Source organism: Streptococcus parasanguinis (genome assembly GCF_001074805.1).
Lineage (GTDB): Bacteria > Bacillota > Bacilli > Lactobacillales > Streptococcaceae > Streptococcus > Streptococcus parasanguinis_A.
Genome location: NZ_JUPI01000038.1, coordinates 1 through 16,628, shown reverse-complemented (window position 1 = coordinate 16,628; position 16,628 = coordinate 1). Strand labels below are relative to the sequence as shown.

Here is a 16,628-nt window from a genome sequence, read left to right as displayed (position 1 = left end):
CAAAACTAAGTCATGGAACTTCGTAGAAGTTCGCTGACGTCCGTACTCACCTAAGGAAAGTTTAAAAGAAGATTTTGTCTTTAATAAAAAAGACCAGATGGCTCCGATCTTTTCTATAGTTCATTTTCTCAAATTCTATTTTAAGAATAGCTAAGGTTGAAGTTAAATGACCACGCCTCCTATTTCATACGATAAAAATCAATCACTAGACCAGCAGGGCCTTCAACTAGCAAGCTTTCGGTTCCCCAATCGGTTACAACTGGGCCGTTTAAAACCTGGATACCAAGTTCTTTCAACCGTTTGTAGTTCTGGTCTACATCCTCAACCTCGACATGAAGAATGATTCCTGACTGAAAATTTTCCAAAGGTATCAAATGATTCTCTGACAACATGAGACAGTGACTGCCAATCGTGAACTGAGCAAAACTATCATCAGCATAATCTGCCTTTTTATCCAAGATATGCTCCAAGTCAGCACAGACTTGGGGAACATTTGAAACGATAATATCTAATTGATTTAAATTCATTTCTTATCCTCCACAAAAAGACCGGATAGCTCCGATCTTTTTATTTTCCACGAGGGAAATTATTTGATTGCGCGTGATTGCAATCCTTCTTCTTCCAAGAAGAGGCGGAATGGCACGAGCTCTTCAGCTTCGTATTTTTCCTTGAAGGCTTTGATGGCTTCTTCTGAGTGTTGTTTTGGATCCAACTCAAGTACTTCTACTGGAAGTGGACGGTGTTGAGTGATGTGAGCATCGATCACAACAGTTTTACCTTCTTTGTTCAATTTAACAGCTTCTGCAACAACTGCATCGATATCTTCGATACGGTCAACTGTAAACCCTACAGCACCTTGCGCTTCAGCAATTTTCGCATAGTCGGCATTAGGGAAGTCACAACCAAACAAGTGTTTGTTTGTGTCTTCGTATTTGTCCTTGATGAAGGCATATTTACCATTTGAGAAGACAACGTTGATAACTGGAAGGTCGTATTGAACGTTTGTGATAACGTCTGGGTAGCACATGTTGAATGCACCGTCACCCATGATGTTCCATACTTGGCGATCTGGATTGTCTTTCTTAGCAGCGATACCACCAGGAAGGGCAATACCCATTGTCGCAAAGAGTGGAGATGTACGCCACATGTTCTTAGGTGTCATGTGAAGGTGACGAGTAGATGTTTGAGTAGTGTCACCGACGTCGATTGAGTAGATAGCGTCTTGATCAGCATGTTTGTTGATTGCATTGTAAACTTGATACAATTGCAATTCACCCTCAGTTTTACCTTCGAGTTTGTTCATGTAATCGCGCCAGTTTTGGTTGTTCTTCACGTTTGCACGCCACCATGGAGTAGACTCAACTGGGTTTACTTTATCAAGGATAGCTTGTGCTGCTTGACCTGCATCACCAAGGATTGAAGCGTCAAGGGCGTGACGTTTACCAAGTTTGTAAGGGTCGATATCCACTTGGATGAATTTTTCAGTGTTCTTGAAGGCTTCGTAAACTTCAGCAAATGGGAAGTTTGAACCAAGGAAAAGAACTGTGTCTGCTTCAAAGACCACTTCGTTGGCTGGTTTCCAACCAACACGGTAAGCAGAACCTGTCAAACCTTCGTAGTTCCATTCGAACGCTTCGAAGTTTTTACCAGTTGTGATGATTGGGGCTTTGATTTTACGTGACAATTCAGTAATAACTTCACCAGCTTTCACACCACCGTAACCAGCGTAGATAACTGGACGTTCAGCGTTGTTCAAGATTTCAACAGCTTTGTCGATTTCAACTTCGTTCAAAGCAGGAGCGATGAATGAACGCTCGTATGAACCTGAACCGTAGTATGAGTTTTCGTCGATTTCTTGGAAACCAAAGTTTACTGGAATTTCAACGACAGCTGGACCTTTTTTAGAAACGGCAGCACGGCAAGCTTCGTCAATGACTTTTGGCAATTGTTCTGCGTAAGCTACACGTTTGTTGTAAACAGCGATACCATTGTACATTGGGTTTTGGTTCAATTCTTGGAAGGCATCCATGTTCAATTCGTTAACTGGACGTGATCCAAGGATAGCAAGGAATGGAGTGTTATCCATAGCTGCATCGTAAACACCGTTGATCAAGTGAGTTGCACCAGGTCCACCTGAACCAACTGCAACACCGATAGATCCGCCAAATTTAGCCTGCATAACCGCTGCAAGAGCACCTGTTTCTTCGTGGCGAACTTGCAAGAAACGGATATCTTTGTCCTCAGCCAAAGCGTCCATCAATGAGCTAAGTGTTCCTGATGGGATCCCGTAGATCGTGTCTACGCCCCATGTTTTCAATACGTTAAGCATTGCTGCAGATGCAGTAATTTTCCCTTGAGTCATTCTAACTCTCCTTTAAATCTATTTTGATCCTTTAAAAATGTAGCATAGCGCTTCTACTCCATCTTTGCGATCAGGTTTCGTTTTGAAAATGAGTTTTTTCTGACATTTCTCATGAAAACGATTTACAAAACGATTACAGTATTAATTTATCACAAAGAGATTCACATGTATAAGAATCTGCTCAGAGATGCTCAATCCCTATTCCATAACAGATGCTCTTTTTGAGAAATTTTCACAAACTATCCTACAATAGGGTATTTTACTATAATTTAATACCCCCTCTTTTCCCTTAGAGCTGTAAGGAAAGATAAAAAAGTGCTACAGCATGCTGTAGCACTCCGAACGTATAAAAATGATTTTTTATATAAAATAATATAAAATAAGAAAACTCTGTAAAAATAAAAGTACTTCCCTATTGTTTTCATTATTTAAATATATCCTGAGAATTTCCGCCGTGAGAAAAGCGCTAGAAACAACTGTGTTTCTAGCGCTCGGGAGTTTTGGAACCTTAGGTCCAAAACTAAGTCATGGAACTTCGTAGAAGTTCGCTGACGTCCGTACTCACCTAAGGAAAATCTCAGGAAAGATTTTATCTTCACTCTACGTGATATGTGTATCACTTTTTGTTCCCATTAATCAATTTTCGCAACATTGAGAAGCAGCGAGCTAGTCAAAACAGACAAAGAACTAAGGGCCATAGCAAGACCTGCTAGTTCTGGATTAAGGGTCAATCCCAGTCCTACAAAGACTCCAGCAGCAATTGGAATCCCAAGGATATTGTAGATAGAGGCCCAGAAGAGATTGAGTAAGATCCTGTGGAAGGTCTTTTGACTCATGTCAAAGGCACGCACAACGCCAAGCAAATCATTTTGCGTGAGCACGATGCCACCGGACTCGATCGCAATATCCGTTCCAGATCCCATAGCGATCCCCACATCCGCGATCGAGAGAGCTGGAGCATCATTGATCCCATCTCCAACAAAGGCGACCTTGCTAGCTTCTTGCAGTTTTTGGATGGCGCTAGCTTTCTCTTGAGGAAGGACATCAGCAATGACGGTGTCAATTCCCACTTGCTTAGCAATAGCTTGGGCCACCCGTTCATTATCCCCCGTTAACATGACCGTTTTCAAGCCCCGTTCTTTGAGCTTTTTGATCGCTTCTTTTGAGCTGGCCTTCGGAGCATCTTGAATGGCAATCAAGCCAATCACTTGCCCATCCACAGACAAACTGATCACTGTTTTGGCCTGCTCTTGCAACTCTACCATCCGTTTTTCAAGCTCCGGATCCATCGCTGTCCCGTCATGAAGTTTGCCATTTCCCAAGGTCACCAACTGCTGGTCGATCTGACCTTGGACCCCTTTTCCTTCAATCGCTTGGAAGTTTTCCACAGGGGATAACACCAAACCTTTTTCTTCTGCTTGGGATAACACCGCTTGGGCTAGTGGATGTTCTGAAAAAGTTTCGAGACTAGCAGCCAGTGTCAAGACACTCGCTTCATCTCCTACAACATCGGTTACAAGTGGTTGGCCAATGGTAATAGTCCCTGTCTTATCAAACACAACGGTTTGAATCTTTTGCACTTCTTGAAGAACTGTTCCATTTTTAATCAGAACCCCCATCTTGGCACTACGGCCGGTTCCGACCATCAGAGCTGTTGGAGTTGCTAAACCAAGGGCACAAGGACAGGCAATAATGAGGACAGAGACTGCATAGAGCATGGCCTCTTGAAGCGACGCGCCCAGAAGCACGGACCAAACCCAGAAAGTCGCAATGGCCAAAATCGTCACCACTGGAACAAAGATACCTGAAATCTTATCCGTCAAATCTTGAATAGGAGCACGACTGGATTGGGCCATTTTGACAAAGTCCACAATTTGAGATAAGAGGGTCTCACTACCGACTTTTTCAGCCTTAAAGAGAATGGTCCCATTGCTGTTGATAGTGGAGCCGATAACTGCATCACCAACTGATTTTTCCACAGGCAAGCTTTCACCTGTCACCATCGACTCATCAATGGTCGTACTTCCTTCTACAATCGTCCCATCAACCGCAATCTTTTCCCCAGGACGGACCCGAATCAAGTCACCAATTTGGATATCTTCCGCCGCCACCTCGACATAGTTCCCATCACGGAGAACTTGAGCCGTTTTTGCCTGCAAATCCAACAACTTTTCCACAGCCTCGGAGGCATTGTTACGCATCCGTTCTTCAAAGATTTGCCCTAAGAGGATAAAGAAGATGATAAAACCCGCAGCCTCAAAGTATACTGGCTGACCAGTAAAAAGGGCAAAAACACTATAGACATAGGCTACCAGGGTTCCAAGAGCTACCAAGGTATCCATATTGGAATGGTGCTTCTTGAATGAGGCCCAGGCACTCTTGATAAAAGGTACTCCTGCTACCAACATGATCGGCGTTGTCGCTAGAAAAGTCCCCCAGCGACTGACTGAATGGGAGACAAATCCTGTCCACATCCCAATCATCAAGATCAATAAAGGAAGGGTAAAGATACTAGTAATCCAAAAGCGACCCCGTAAACTTAAGACACGACGGCGTTTTTCCACAACCGTGTAGGAACCCTTTTGCATCTTCATTCCACATGAAAACTCGAAGTCCCCTGTTTCTGTCGGGGTAAAGGATATCACCTTATCCACACCGACTTCCAAAGGCTCTAAAATCCCCTGATCTTCAAACAAAATTTCCTTGTAACAGCCGGAAGGATTGACCCGATGGAAGGTGATTTCAGCAGGGATCCCTTTTTGAAGTTGAAATTCTTTGGGACTATAGCCCTTTTCTGCTGTAATACGGATCTTTTGCACTCCGTTTTCCACAACTGCTTTTTGTTTTTCTACCATACCTACTCCTTTATTCCACAATCATGTGACCATGCATCATGTTCATTCCACATGAATACCCATATTCGCCCGCTTTTTCTGGCGTAATTTCAATGACATGTTTTTCACCTAAAGGCAAATCTTCATGAACGCCAAAATCTGGAAAGATCACTTGAGCCAGACATGAAGATGGATCCTTGCGATTAAAGATGATCCGGGCTGGAACATTTTTTTTCAGGACAATGGTTTCAGGCGAATAGCCCCCCATGACTTCGACTTCAATTTCTTGATAACCTGATTTCTGACGAGCTTGGCCGCTTACCTTTTCATGCTCTGCAAAGAACCACCAAGCAATAAAAGCAACCAAAAGTAAACAAACAATACTAATTAACAATCCAAACATGGAATTTCCTTCTTTCTATTACATACAATTGCAAGGGACTGTTTCGACAGCCTCTGCTTTCTTTTCTTCCAGGACCTGCTGCAGCTGATTAAGATCTGCAAGCGTAAAGTCACTCGCCTGAATCAAGTTTTCAAGCACCTGAACAATCCTTTTGGAACAAACCTTGTCTTTCACCTCCTCAACCACCAAGTCTAAACTCTGGTCCTGCTTCAACAAAGCCGAGTAAACAAAGGCCTTGCCTGTTTTTTCTCTAGTCAAGCATCCCTTTTCCACCAAGCGGGTCAAGAGAGTCTTGATGGTTGACTTCGACCAGTCAAAGCGCTCGGACAAGACGGCGATCAAATCCGTGCTGGTCTGCTTACCTTCCATCCAGATAATCTTCATGATGCGCCATTCCGCATTAGAAATTTGCATGGTTTCTCCTTTCAAAATCTACATTTGTAAACCTTATGATGCTATTTTACACCTAAGATTTACATTTGTCAACCTAAAAAGATAAAAAAATTTCCTCTTGGAAATAGGGGAAGGTAGACAATCCGTTTTTACAAAAAATCATCTAAAGAGCTCTAAAAATAAATAGAAATAATTTCAATTATAAGAACCATCAAAGCATCTATTGAAACTTTCCGCTGTGAGAAAAGTGCCTGAAACAATTATGTTTCAGGCACACGGGAGTTTTGGAACCTTAGGTCCAAAACTAAGTCATGGAACTTCTACGAAGTTCGCTGACGTCCGTAACTCACCTAAGGAAAGTTTCTAAGAGGACTTTATCTTCAATCTGAAAGCTTCCTTTGAAGATTTGTCTGGTTGGGCTTTTTTCGCTCCCTATTTTTATCTCTATACTATCTCATGCAGAGCTTGGGCTAGGATGCGATACCCGGCCACACTTAGATGGAGACCATCTGTCGTATAGGCTTCTGCTAACTGCCCCACTTCATCCAATAAAGACGAATACACATCGACATAGCTGACCTGGTGGTAGGCTTGGGCCAATTCTTGATAGGCCTGATTGAGGGCTTGAATTTTTTCATTGGTCCGCACATAGACCTTTTGTTTGTAGCGCTCTTCTTGACTCACCGGTAAAACCGAGATCAGGTTGATGTGGGTCAGCGGAAAATCCCGCATGATTGCTTGTAAGACCGCTTCTATATTGTCTAAGGTTTCCTTTTGAGGAATTTCTTTTCCGATATCATTGGTCCCGATCAAGAGAAAGATCTGATCCACCGCCGTTCCAAAAACATGGGCATCTAGATGCTTACGAAGGAGATCCGTCTTATAGCCTCGCACTCCTCGATTGACCATGTGTTTGGGACTTTGTAATAGTTCATGAATGGGGAAATACTCTACGATGGAGTCTCCGATGAAGATCAAACCAGGCTCCTTCAGAGGGGCTTGATTGAGCTCCCGATAGGTTGTTAAAATTTTCTCCTGCTCCTTTAAGAGCCAGTCTTCTAACAGTTGTACCGCCATCTACTTCTTTCCTTTCACTTGTTCCCAGGGGGTCAGTCCTAGATACTCTTCGATCACTTGGTAGACACCGCCTTCTTGATGGCTCGGTGCTGAGTGCGTAGCGACCGCCTTGACAGCTTCTTCTGCATTGGCCACCGCATAGGAGTGACCAGCCATTTCAAGCATTTCGATGTCGTTTCCACTATCCCCAAAGGCCATAACCTGACTAGCATCAAGCTTCCATTTCTCCATTAATTGAGCCAGTCCCCAAGCCTTGTGAATGCCTGCTTGCAAGAGATCCATGCTCCCGAAACCGCTCGAAACCGCCATGAGCTGATCTCCAAAAGCCTGTTGGACTTCCCGACTCACTTGATCAAGACGATCCAAGCCAACCACCAAGCTCATTTTAAGCACCTGGTCAAACAAATCGGCTGTCAATTCCGGAACAAACTTCATCCGCTTGTACAAGGCTTCAATCACTTCCGGCTGCATGAATTTTTCAACTTCTGTAAAGACCGTTCCTTCCTTGACAAAGCCCCCATTGACAGCTGATACAACCAACTGATCTGAAATTTCCCGTCCCTTAAAATAGGCAAGGACCGCCTCCACCAATTCTCGATCCCAGAATTTTCCTAGAACCATCTGGTCATTCTCAAAAATCCGAGCTCCGTTAGCGACGACCATGGTCACCCGCTTGACCAAGGGACCCAAGAGCTGGCGCATGCGATGAATTTCATTTCCCGTCGCAATGACAAAGCGAACCCCTTTTTGATCCAAGTGGTCCAAAAGCCTTTCCAGACGCGGAAGGTCCACCTCTCCTCGTTCATCTAATAAGGTTCCATCCATATCTGTTGCAATCAACTTAATCATACAATCTAACCTTTTCCCTTTCATAGGGTGCAAACTATCTGTTCCCATTATACCACAGATCAAGCAAGTCAAAACCACCTGTGAAAACAGGTGGTTTACTTTTAGTCTGAAAGTTGATACTAAAGACCAAGTGATATCATAAATATAATCCCTTTTCTACACTTTCCTGAACCAACTCTTCCGTCAGTTTCCATAACTCTTTGGACTCACTTTTTATAAATTTTTTCTTTTCTAATACCATCTCTGAACGGATATGATCGGGATTATAATTTACTTCTGACACTTCCAAGTGATTGATCAGTGGTACCAATGCATCAATCACTCTTGCATATCTTGCCTCAGGACTCTGCCCTTTTTCAAACTCCAACCACGAATTTTTCGTATTCAAATATGTTGCTTCTGGAAGGAGGCTCATTGTTTTTTCTATAGATGCTAGCTCTCTATCATGAGCATGAACCTTTTTTCATCATCAAACACCCAAGTATCTCCGGCATAAATCTCACCTAAATCATGAATCAATAACAGAAACATGACCTTTTCCATATTCAATTTTTCAGGATAATAATCTTGTAAAACCATCGCAGCTATCGCACCCTGCCAGGAATGCTCGGCACTATTTTCAAACCGTCCATCAAGGGTTCTATTAAACCTTGTTACCGACTTTAATTTCTCGATTTCTTTAATAAATTCAACTGTCTGATTCAAATCACTCATGGCGACTCCAACCTCCCTATTCGAAATTACGACTATCATACCAAAAATCAGGTTTTCCATAAATGAATTCCCGTATTTGCAAAAAGAAAACTCTCTCCTTTTCGGAGCATCTTCATTTTTCTAACAAGACTACAAGGACAAGTAAAAAAGCTAACCTATCTTTGCCGGTTAGCTTTAGAATGAGACAAACTATTTAAAAGTAAAATAAGTTAAGCGATTCTGCAAAAGAAATAAAAATGAGTTCAAATTTTAAAATCGATTTAAGAAAATACCGAAACTTTCCGTTGTGAGAAAAGTGCCTGAAACAAAAAGTTTCAGGCACTCGGAATTATTGAGAGTAAAACAGTTTGGGAAACTGTTTTAGCCTGAGCCCAGAAATTAAAGAGCTAAGGGGCTCAATACAAATTGAACAAGGGCTGCGGATTGTGTCAAAAAGATAAGTTCTCCTAGAATCGAAAGATTCTGCGTCAAACTTCCTATTTTGACTTTATCCGCAGACGCCCTCTGTATCTTAATTTAGTCATGGAACTTCGTAGAAGTTCGCTGACGTCCGTACTCACCTAAGGAAAGTTTTTAATATGTCTTTGTCTTAAATCTGAAGCTACTGCTTAGCTTCTATTTTTCACCCAACAAAGGCCCAAATAATGGCAATCAGCACTGCTGGAAGGAGATTGGCGACCTTGATTCGTTTGTCCCAGATGAGGTTGATCCCGACACAGAGAATGAGGCTGGAGCCGACCAGTGAGAGATTCGACAGCGCTTGTGGGGTCATGATCGGTGCGATCAAATGGGCCAACAGCGTAATCGCCCCCTGAAAGATCACGAGTGGAACCACCGCAAAGATGGCACCCTTTCCTTTCGAAACAGTCAAGACCAGAACAATGACCATATCCAGAATAGCCTTGGCCAACAAGGTCGAAGTGTCACCTGTCAAGCCATCTTGGACAGCTCCGACTACCGCCATAGCCCCGATACAAATGGTCAAGGCCGTGGTCATAAAGGCATCAACAAAGCTGGAATCGCCTTGGTTGCCCGTCTTTTCCTTCAGCCAGGTTCCCAGGCGCTCAAAACCCTCCTCAATCTTCAAGAGTTCCCCGATAACGGACCCGATTACTAGACTCAGAATCAACATCATACTGCCGTGACTCTCCACATGACTTCCATGCACCACCAGCATCTTTTCCAAGGTCCCTGCGATGCCCAAGACAAAAACAGCAACTCCTGTCACTTTCAGAAGGGTCTCATGAAAATCTTCTGATAAACGTTGACCGATGAGCAGTCCTAAAAGCCCTCCAAATACAACTCCTAAGGCATTATAAAAGGTGCCTAAACCGATCATTTACAAACTCCTTCGTTCATTTTTCATTCTTTTTCAATTTCTTTCAAAGACCAGTGCCCCGTCTCTTCATACTGGTCAATCAAGTCCTTGGCTGTTTGCGTAATCTCCTCTGGATAATGCAAGCTTTCTAGAGTATTGACCGCATTTTTGGTCACTGCTGACCCTGGCTTGATCTGGTAGTCAAAGACGATCTTGCCATCCACATAGCGACTGTCAAAATGGTAATTATCATTGACTTCACCGGAGGCTGCGACCAGCTCAATATCATGGCTGGAAATCATGTAGAGACAGTTTTGGGCAGCCAGCCAGCGGACAATTCCAAGGCCTGATCCGATCCGCTCGATGGTATTGGTCCCCTTAAAGAGCTCGTCAATAAAGAAGTAGTGAAAACCTGGCTCTTTCAAATGCTGAATCATACGCAAAATAGCTTTACTTTCAGTGATAAAGTAGCTATCTCCAACTTCAATATCATCGCTTACATCCATAGCCGTTAGGACATGACCGTAAGGCAGGGCCAAGGTTTCTCCATAGGCAAAGCCCAGCCCTTGAGCCAGAATAGCATTGATAGCGACGGTCTTCAAATAGGTCGATTTCCCAGACGCATTGTCCCCACTGATGACCATATTTTTTTGAAAATGCACATCATTTGCAATCGGATTGGACAGCAAGGGATGATAGAGCGTCTCACCTTCAATCCCACCCGTCTCTGTAAAGACTGGCTGACAGACCACTTCTAGATCCCGCTTATGGCGCAAGAGACTAATAGCGACTTCCATCTCCCCTAGCAGATCCAGAAGTTTCTGGGCCTCTTTTTGATGAGCCTTCACCTGATTGTAAATATAAACCTGGGCGATCTGCGGGAGTAAAAAGAGGACATTGAGGTAGAGGAGAATAATTTCCATCTCAGAGGTCCCCGTTGGACTCTGCAAGACACTGGCAAGGATCCGCGTTTTCTTAAAGGGTTTGACCGCCTGCTTGAGTTCTTCTTGTTGTGACAAGGCTAGATGGCTCAAGCGTTCTGCCGAAGCAAAGATGCGGACCAGATAACTAACATTGTCCAGACGGATTTTATTGGACCAATTGCGCAAACTTGAAAAGACGATATTAAAGACCACACTGATCACCAAGAGGGTAATCGCCCCAACCGGCTCAAAGGGGATGACAAAGAGACAGAGGATTGGAAGACAGGCCAAGGCTATATAGAGGGGCAAACCTGCATAATGCTTGCCAGGATTTGCGACAATGCTACGCGCCATATTGTGGTTCTTCTTGCCCAGTTGGTTGAAAATGACCTGGACCTTGAGCCGCAAATCAGGATGCTCTTCAAAGAAGGCTTCTAAGTCATGAAGCTGATCCTGAGGCTGGAATTCCAGCAGGCGCATTTTTTGATAGAGAGCTTCTGCCCCAAGGCTCGATTGGGTGTAATTGAGCTGATCAAAGACCGCATCCAAAGCCAAATCATGCCAGGTCTGATCATCCACTTGGCTATCGATCGTCCTTCCCTTAGCTGGATAAGCCAGACTGTCTATCAAACTTTCTTCCGTGTCTTTCTTACGAAAGAAAGGTGCTCCATCCCAAGCTTTTTTCAGCTTTTGCTTGAGGCGGATGGCCGTCAGAAATTTGGTTGCCCAAATTACCACCATCAATCCTAGAATCCCAAGCGGAATCCAGTTCACATTTCCTTCCATACTCTATTCCTTTCCACTCTGAGGCCAATCCAAGTGAACATGTTCCTTCATTTCTCGGTAAGCCGTGTCCACTCTCTCCTTGGTCTCCTCATCCAGCTTGTCGCGGTATTTGCCACCCTGGATAAAATCTTCCAAAATATAGGTCTGGTACTTGTACAACTCATAGCCTTCAGGAGAATAGGTTCCCTTCGGAGTTCGACTGACCCAGGTTGGATGAGCAGTAGCCGTCTTGATCTTTGTCTTGCGACCAACCTTTTCGATGGTCACATCCATCAAGACTCCTCGCTCTGTCCATTGGGCAGTCTCCACGTCCCCCATGGTTTCCAGACGCTGATTGGACAGGAAATTCCCCATTGAGTAGATGATGAGCTTGTTTTGACCATCTTTATTGACCACTTCAGCAGGCTCTACAACATGAGGATGTCCGCCAAAGACAAGATCAGCTCCCCATGAAATCATCTTATGGTAGAGCTCTTTTTGCTCTTCTGTCGGCTCCAACTGGTACTCGATTCCCATCTGGGGCATGACAATGGTGATATCGGCCTCTTGCTCTGCCTTTTGGATCTCCGCCTTCATCCGCTCTTCATCCAGATCAGACAAGACATCTGCTTGCTCCTCTGGAGTGAGGGTCGTTTCCATCCCATTAAAGCCGTAAGCATAGGCTAGAATAGCAATCTTGATGCCATTCACTTCCTTGATCACCAAGGGAGCTTGCCCTCTCTTTTCATGCGTGTAGACACCGACAGGTGTGATACCTGCATCTTCAAAGGCCTTAGCTGTCGAATAGACCCCTTCTAGACCTGAATCCAAGATATGGTTGTGTCCCAAATCCATGACATCATAACCAGCATCCTTGATGGCTGGTACGACTTCGCTTGGTGCATTAAAGAGAGGATAACCTGACAAATAGTAATTCGGGTTAATGGTTCCCTCAAAATCACCCAAGGCTAGATCCGCTTTTTGTAGCCAGGGTTTGACATACTCATAATTTTCATGAAAATCATAGCTTCCGTCTTCCTTTTGTGCACTCATATAAACCAGATCATGATAGAGCTGGTCTCCATTCGCCATGATCCGCGCTGTATGAGGGATCTGATCAGCCGGTGTTTTGGCCTTGTACACAACCTCTGGCCGTTCGGTTGCGGTGATCGGAAAGCCTTGGAACTTTTGCACCCACAAGATGGCATTGGCCACGATAAAAACGATGGACAAGAGAACATAGACAAACTGTTCATTGGTCAGCTCAATCCTTGAAAAGAGACGATCAAAAGCCCAATCAAAGGCCGCTGACAACTCTTTTCCCATCGTTTTGATGGTCCCTTTCACATTCTCCCACTTCTCTAACATTCCTACCTCTTCTTCCTACCTAGTTTCTCCAATGCTCCACCAACAGATGGAGCTGTCATTGAAATACTTTCTCTTCATTGTATCACAATTTTTAAGAAGAGAAAAAAGAGAGCAGGACAGAAGCGCCATTGTTTAGAAACGCTTCATCGTCCTGCTCTTGCACAGTTGATTGATTCATATAAATGGTCGCAAATCACTTCTTATCGTTTGATTTGGACAAGCTAATCGCAACCATGACAAGACTTAGGAAAAAGGCCGAAAGCAACCCTTTTGTCGTCCGATTCATAAAAGGTTGATGAAATACAAAATGATTATAGGCAATAAATCCTAATCCAATTAGAGTCACCAAAGCCGAAAGCGCAAAAATCGTTCGCCATAAATTTCTATTTTTCATCATAAACTCCTTTTCTATAAAACGAATGTTTGGGAAATGAATCAACTAAAAAATCGTCCTACAACATCCAAAATATACCGATTCAACAAACAGTTATATATCCTACTGTAGGAAATAAAGTTTTCTGATATCTTTGCCTTTTTTATGATTTCAGTCTAACATAAAATGAAAAAAGCAACATGACTTAAACGTCGGGTTGCTAAAAATCGTTCTTTTTTTCTTCTAATAATCTTTGTACCAGCACTTCATCATCCAATAATTCAGCAAATGTAATTGCCTTTCCATACAACTCCTCAGATTTCTCCTTGCTCTTTTCCACATGGAGCATATATTTTGCTTTAAACATATAAATAAGAGGTTTGTAATAAACATGTCTCGTCTTATCAATTACATCTTCGAAAGTTTGAATATATTTAAGCGTACATTTTTCTTCCAACTGAGCTAGCAAAACAAGCAATATTTTTTCCAACTGTGTCAGGTATTCCTTGTCCCTATAATCTATGTCAAGCATTACTTTATCAGCCAACTCCTGAAAATACCTTTTATCTTCTAATCCTACAGCACAGCAAAAAAAGTAGAGTTCGATAATTAACAAGTCATTAACCGTATAAATTGTTTTCTTTAAGATTTGTTGAAAGTATTCTTCTAAAAGAGCAAGACCATATCTCACATCAGAACTATTATAAATATCTAGACGCGCTTGAATCACATCTATAAGTAATTGTTCATCCTCTGGAAGACGATCGTAGTAACATTCCCCAATTTCTTCTAAAATCGCTTGTTTCCGCTCAATTCGTTCTCGATCCGCATAGGTCGGACTATCTACCAATTCTTTCTTTAACCTTAGATAATCTTTTGGTATTTCAATTTTGTCAATATCAACAAAATACTGAACTTCGACATTCAGTTTTTTCGCTAAATATATTAATTTGGGTACAGTTGGCATAGCCTGACCATTCTCAATTCGGGCTAATTGCCGAATAGTCAATTCAGATTCATCATCGCAAATATCTGCTTGTGTAGATTTTCTATCTAGTCGTGTAGATTTTATTTTTTTCCCAATCTCTTTTTTTAAATCTTTCATCATCAGTACATCTCTACATATTAAATATTATACTAATTTTAACACATATTTTGGTAGAATAACGAAAACATTTTCATATTCTCCTTAAAAAGCATCCTAACTTGAAAATCACGCTCCTTATTTATAAAAGTGGCTTCTGTCTCTCAGAATGTGGATCTTTTTCTTACCTAAGGCAACCCAAGTGGTATTGCAGAAAACATCATCACGATTTTCAACTGTTGCAAGCATCTACTGAAACTTTCCGCTGTGAGAAAAGTGCCTGAAACATAATTGTTTCAGGCACACGGGAGTTTTGAAACCTTAGGTTCAAAACTAAGTCATGGAACTTCTATGAAGTTCGCTTACGTCCGTACTCACCTAAGGAAAGTTTCTAAGATGCTTTTTCTATTATTTCAAAGCTTTTAACAAATATCCATAACCTTCTTGCTCCATCTCTTCTTTTGGAATAAAGCGCAACGAGGCTGAATTGATACAATAACGTAGGCCTCCTTGGTCTTTTGGTCCATCGGTGAAGACATGGCCCAGATGGGCATTGCCTGAGCGGGATCGAACTTCGATCCGCTCCATCCCGTGGCTATGATCCTGGTAATAGTGGACAACATCTTTGGCAATGGGACGGGAGAAACTTGGCCAGCCACAGCCAGATGCAAACTTATCCTTGGCAAAGAAGAGAGGCTCCCCCGTCGTAATATCCACATAAATCCCCTCTTCAAAGGTCTGATCATAGGCATTGTGGAAAGGACGCTCCGTCGCACTTTCTTGAGTGACTTGGTACTGCTCTGGTGTCAGTTTCGCCTTTAGGATTTCTTGATCTGGCTTCTGATAAGCTGCTGGATCAATCAAGGGCTGCTCAGCATCCGTCACATCGATATGGCAATAGCCTCCAGGATTCTTCTTGAGGTAGTCTTGGTGGTAGTCTTCAGCCAAGATATAGTGGCGCAAGGGTTCCAACTCAACCGCGATTTTGTGGCCCAGTTGCTTCTCTTCTTCCGCAAACACTTGGGCGATCACTTCACGGTCTGCTTCGTCTGTATAATAAACACCCGTCCGATATTGGCGGCCTCGATCATTTCCCTGTTTGTTAACGGACAAGGGATCGATCACCCGGAAATAGTAGAGCAGAATTGCGCGTAGAGTGATCTTGTCTGGATCGTAGATAACCTGAACAGTCTCTGCATGATCCGTTTCCTTGATCAGTTGGTAATTGGTCGTTTCTACCTGGCCATTGGCATAGCCCACCGTCGTCTGTTCTACACCGGGGATCCGTGAAAAATATTCCTCCAACCCCCAAAAACAGCCACCTGCTAGATAAATCTCTGCCATCTTTCTTCCTCGCTTTCCGCATTCCCTAAAAGGAACACTTCTTATCTATTAGCTCCATCATAATCCAAGAGCCTCAGATTTTCAAGGATTCTGCATCAAAAATCCCTTCTACTATATGTAAAAGGGATTCAATCCTTCTTATTTTTCAAATAAGAAAAAGAGCGAGTAGTAGAAATTCCAAAACGAAATGCTTAACTGATGTAGAAAATCATGAAGAACTACCATGACCAACACCTCCTCTGAATATCTGTGGACAAACACAAAGCTAGTATCAACTACAAAACCACCGTCGGTCCGTAGACCTGTAACTGAGGCTTCACTACCTCATAATGCCAGTGATCATAAGCTCGCCAAGCTTGAAAGGCTTCTTCGTTCAATGCTAGCCCGCCCAGACCAATCAATAGACTGGCGGTCTGATAAAACTTTTCCAACTCGATCAACAAGCGATTGTCTACCCGCCTAGCCTTTCGTAAACCTTTCAACATCTGCTCCAGATTTTCTCGAAATCGAAAGGCATCTGGACTGGGGGTGAATCCTTTCAAAAAGGCTGTTTGAAGAAGGCTGACCGTCGTCCTTGCCTCTTGAATCACATCCCTTTCTTCCATAGCAATCACCTTCCTTTTCACCTCCATTGTACACCTTTTTCTCTCTATAAAAATGGAAAATTCCTAAAACTAGGAACAGAATGAGGCTGGGACAAAAGTCCTAGCCTCTCAATTGTTTCTAGATTGTCGAGCAAGACGCAGTGGTTGAGTGGGTCTACTACGCTGATTTCATCAGCTTTTACAGCCCTACTCAACTGTGCGGAGGTGGGACGACGA

At 43.0% G+C, this 16,628-nt stretch carries 14 protein-coding genes and 1 pseudogene; all 15 read right to left on the bottom strand.

The genetic code is table 11. From position 1 onward, the window contains the following. Nucleotides 1-179 precede the first annotated feature (179 nt). The 15 genes and pseudogenes from ADI76_RS02725 to ADI76_RS02655 all read right to left on the bottom strand — a co-directional run bounded on the left by ADI76_RS02725 (nt 180) and on the right by ADI76_RS02655 (nt 16,439). Nucleotides 180-527, bottom strand: coding sequence for a VOC family protein (locus tag ADI76_RS02725; RefSeq protein ID WP_049514602.1), 348 nt, complete (start codon nt 525-527; stop codon nt 180-182). A gap of 59 nt (nt 528-586) precedes the next feature. After that, nucleotides 587-2,362 (bottom strand): pyruvate oxidase, encoded by a 1,776-nt coding sequence (gene spxB, locus ADI76_RS02720; protein WP_049514599.1) that lies wholly within the window; start codon nt 2,360-2,362, stop codon nt 587-589. A 632-nt stretch (nt 2,363-2,994) separates the two neighbouring features. After that, nucleotides 2,995-5,217, bottom strand: a complete 2,223-nt coding sequence (locus tag ADI76_RS02715) for a heavy metal translocating P-type ATPase (protein WP_049514597.1) — start codon at nt 5,215-5,217, stop codon at nt 2,995-2,997. Between the two features lie 10 nt (nt 5,218-5,227). After that, nucleotides 5,228-5,599, bottom strand: a complete 372-nt coding sequence (locus tag ADI76_RS02710) for a cupredoxin domain-containing protein (protein ID WP_049514594.1) — start codon at nt 5,597-5,599, stop codon at nt 5,228-5,230. 18 nt (nt 5,600-5,617) lie between these two features. Beyond that, nucleotides 5,618-6,013, bottom strand: a complete 396-nt coding sequence (locus ADI76_RS02705; RefSeq protein WP_049514591.1) for a CopY/TcrY family copper transport repressor — start codon at nt 6,011-6,013, stop codon at nt 5,618-5,620. Nucleotides 6,014-6,436: 423 nt separating this feature from the next. Next, nucleotides 6,437-7,069, bottom strand: a complete 633-nt coding sequence (locus tag ADI76_RS02700; RefSeq protein ID WP_049514589.1) for an SGNH/GDSL hydrolase family protein — start codon at nt 7,067-7,069, stop codon at nt 6,437-6,439. Continuing rightward, on the bottom strand, nt 7,070-7,918 hold the full coding sequence (locus tag ADI76_RS02695; RefSeq protein WP_049514586.1) for an HAD family hydrolase: 849 nt from the start codon (nt 7,916-7,918) through the stop codon (nt 7,070-7,072). Nucleotides 7,919-8,054: 136 nt separating this feature from the next. Then, nucleotides 8,055-8,632 (bottom strand): annotated as a pseudogene (locus ADI76_RS02690) (HD domain-containing protein). 622 nt (nt 8,633-9,254) lie between these two features. Then, on the bottom strand, nt 9,255-9,971 hold the full coding sequence (locus tag ADI76_RS02685; RefSeq protein ID WP_049514584.1) for a DUF554 domain-containing protein: 717 nt from the start codon (nt 9,969-9,971) through the stop codon (nt 9,255-9,257). 23 nt (nt 9,972-9,994) lie between these two features. Continuing rightward, the gene (locus tag ADI76_RS02680) at nt 9,995-11,659 is read right to left on the bottom strand and encodes a MutS-related protein (RefSeq protein ID WP_049514581.1); all 1,665 of its coding nucleotides are present in this window, start codon (nt 11,657-11,659) and stop codon (nt 9,995-9,997) included. Nucleotides 11,660-11,662: 3 nt separating this feature from the next. Then, complete coding sequence (locus ADI76_RS02675) at nt 11,663-13,006, bottom strand: CapA family protein (protein ID WP_049514579.1); 1,344 nt, start codon at nt 13,004-13,006, stop codon at nt 11,663-11,665. A 193-nt stretch (nt 13,007-13,199) separates the two neighbouring features. After that, nucleotides 13,200-13,403 (bottom strand): hypothetical protein, encoded by a 204-nt coding sequence (locus ADI76_RS02670; protein ID WP_080982772.1) that lies wholly within the window; start codon nt 13,401-13,403, stop codon nt 13,200-13,202. A 196-nt stretch (nt 13,404-13,599) separates the two neighbouring features. After that, complete coding sequence (locus ADI76_RS02665; protein WP_239683609.1) at nt 13,600-14,487, bottom strand: helix-turn-helix domain-containing protein; 888 nt, start codon at nt 14,485-14,487, stop codon at nt 13,600-13,602. 384 nt (nt 14,488-14,871) lie between these two features. Next, nucleotides 14,872-15,807: a peptide-methionine (R)-S-oxide reductase MsrB gene (msrB, locus tag ADI76_RS02660; protein WP_049514574.1), complete on the bottom strand. Its 936-nt coding sequence runs from the start codon at nt 15,805-15,807 to the stop codon at nt 14,872-14,874. A gap of 275 nt (nt 15,808-16,082) precedes the next feature. Next, complete coding sequence (locus ADI76_RS02655) at nt 16,083-16,439, bottom strand: hypothetical protein (RefSeq protein WP_049514572.1); 357 nt, start codon at nt 16,437-16,439, stop codon at nt 16,083-16,085. Nucleotides 16,440-16,628: the final 189 nt, after the last annotated feature.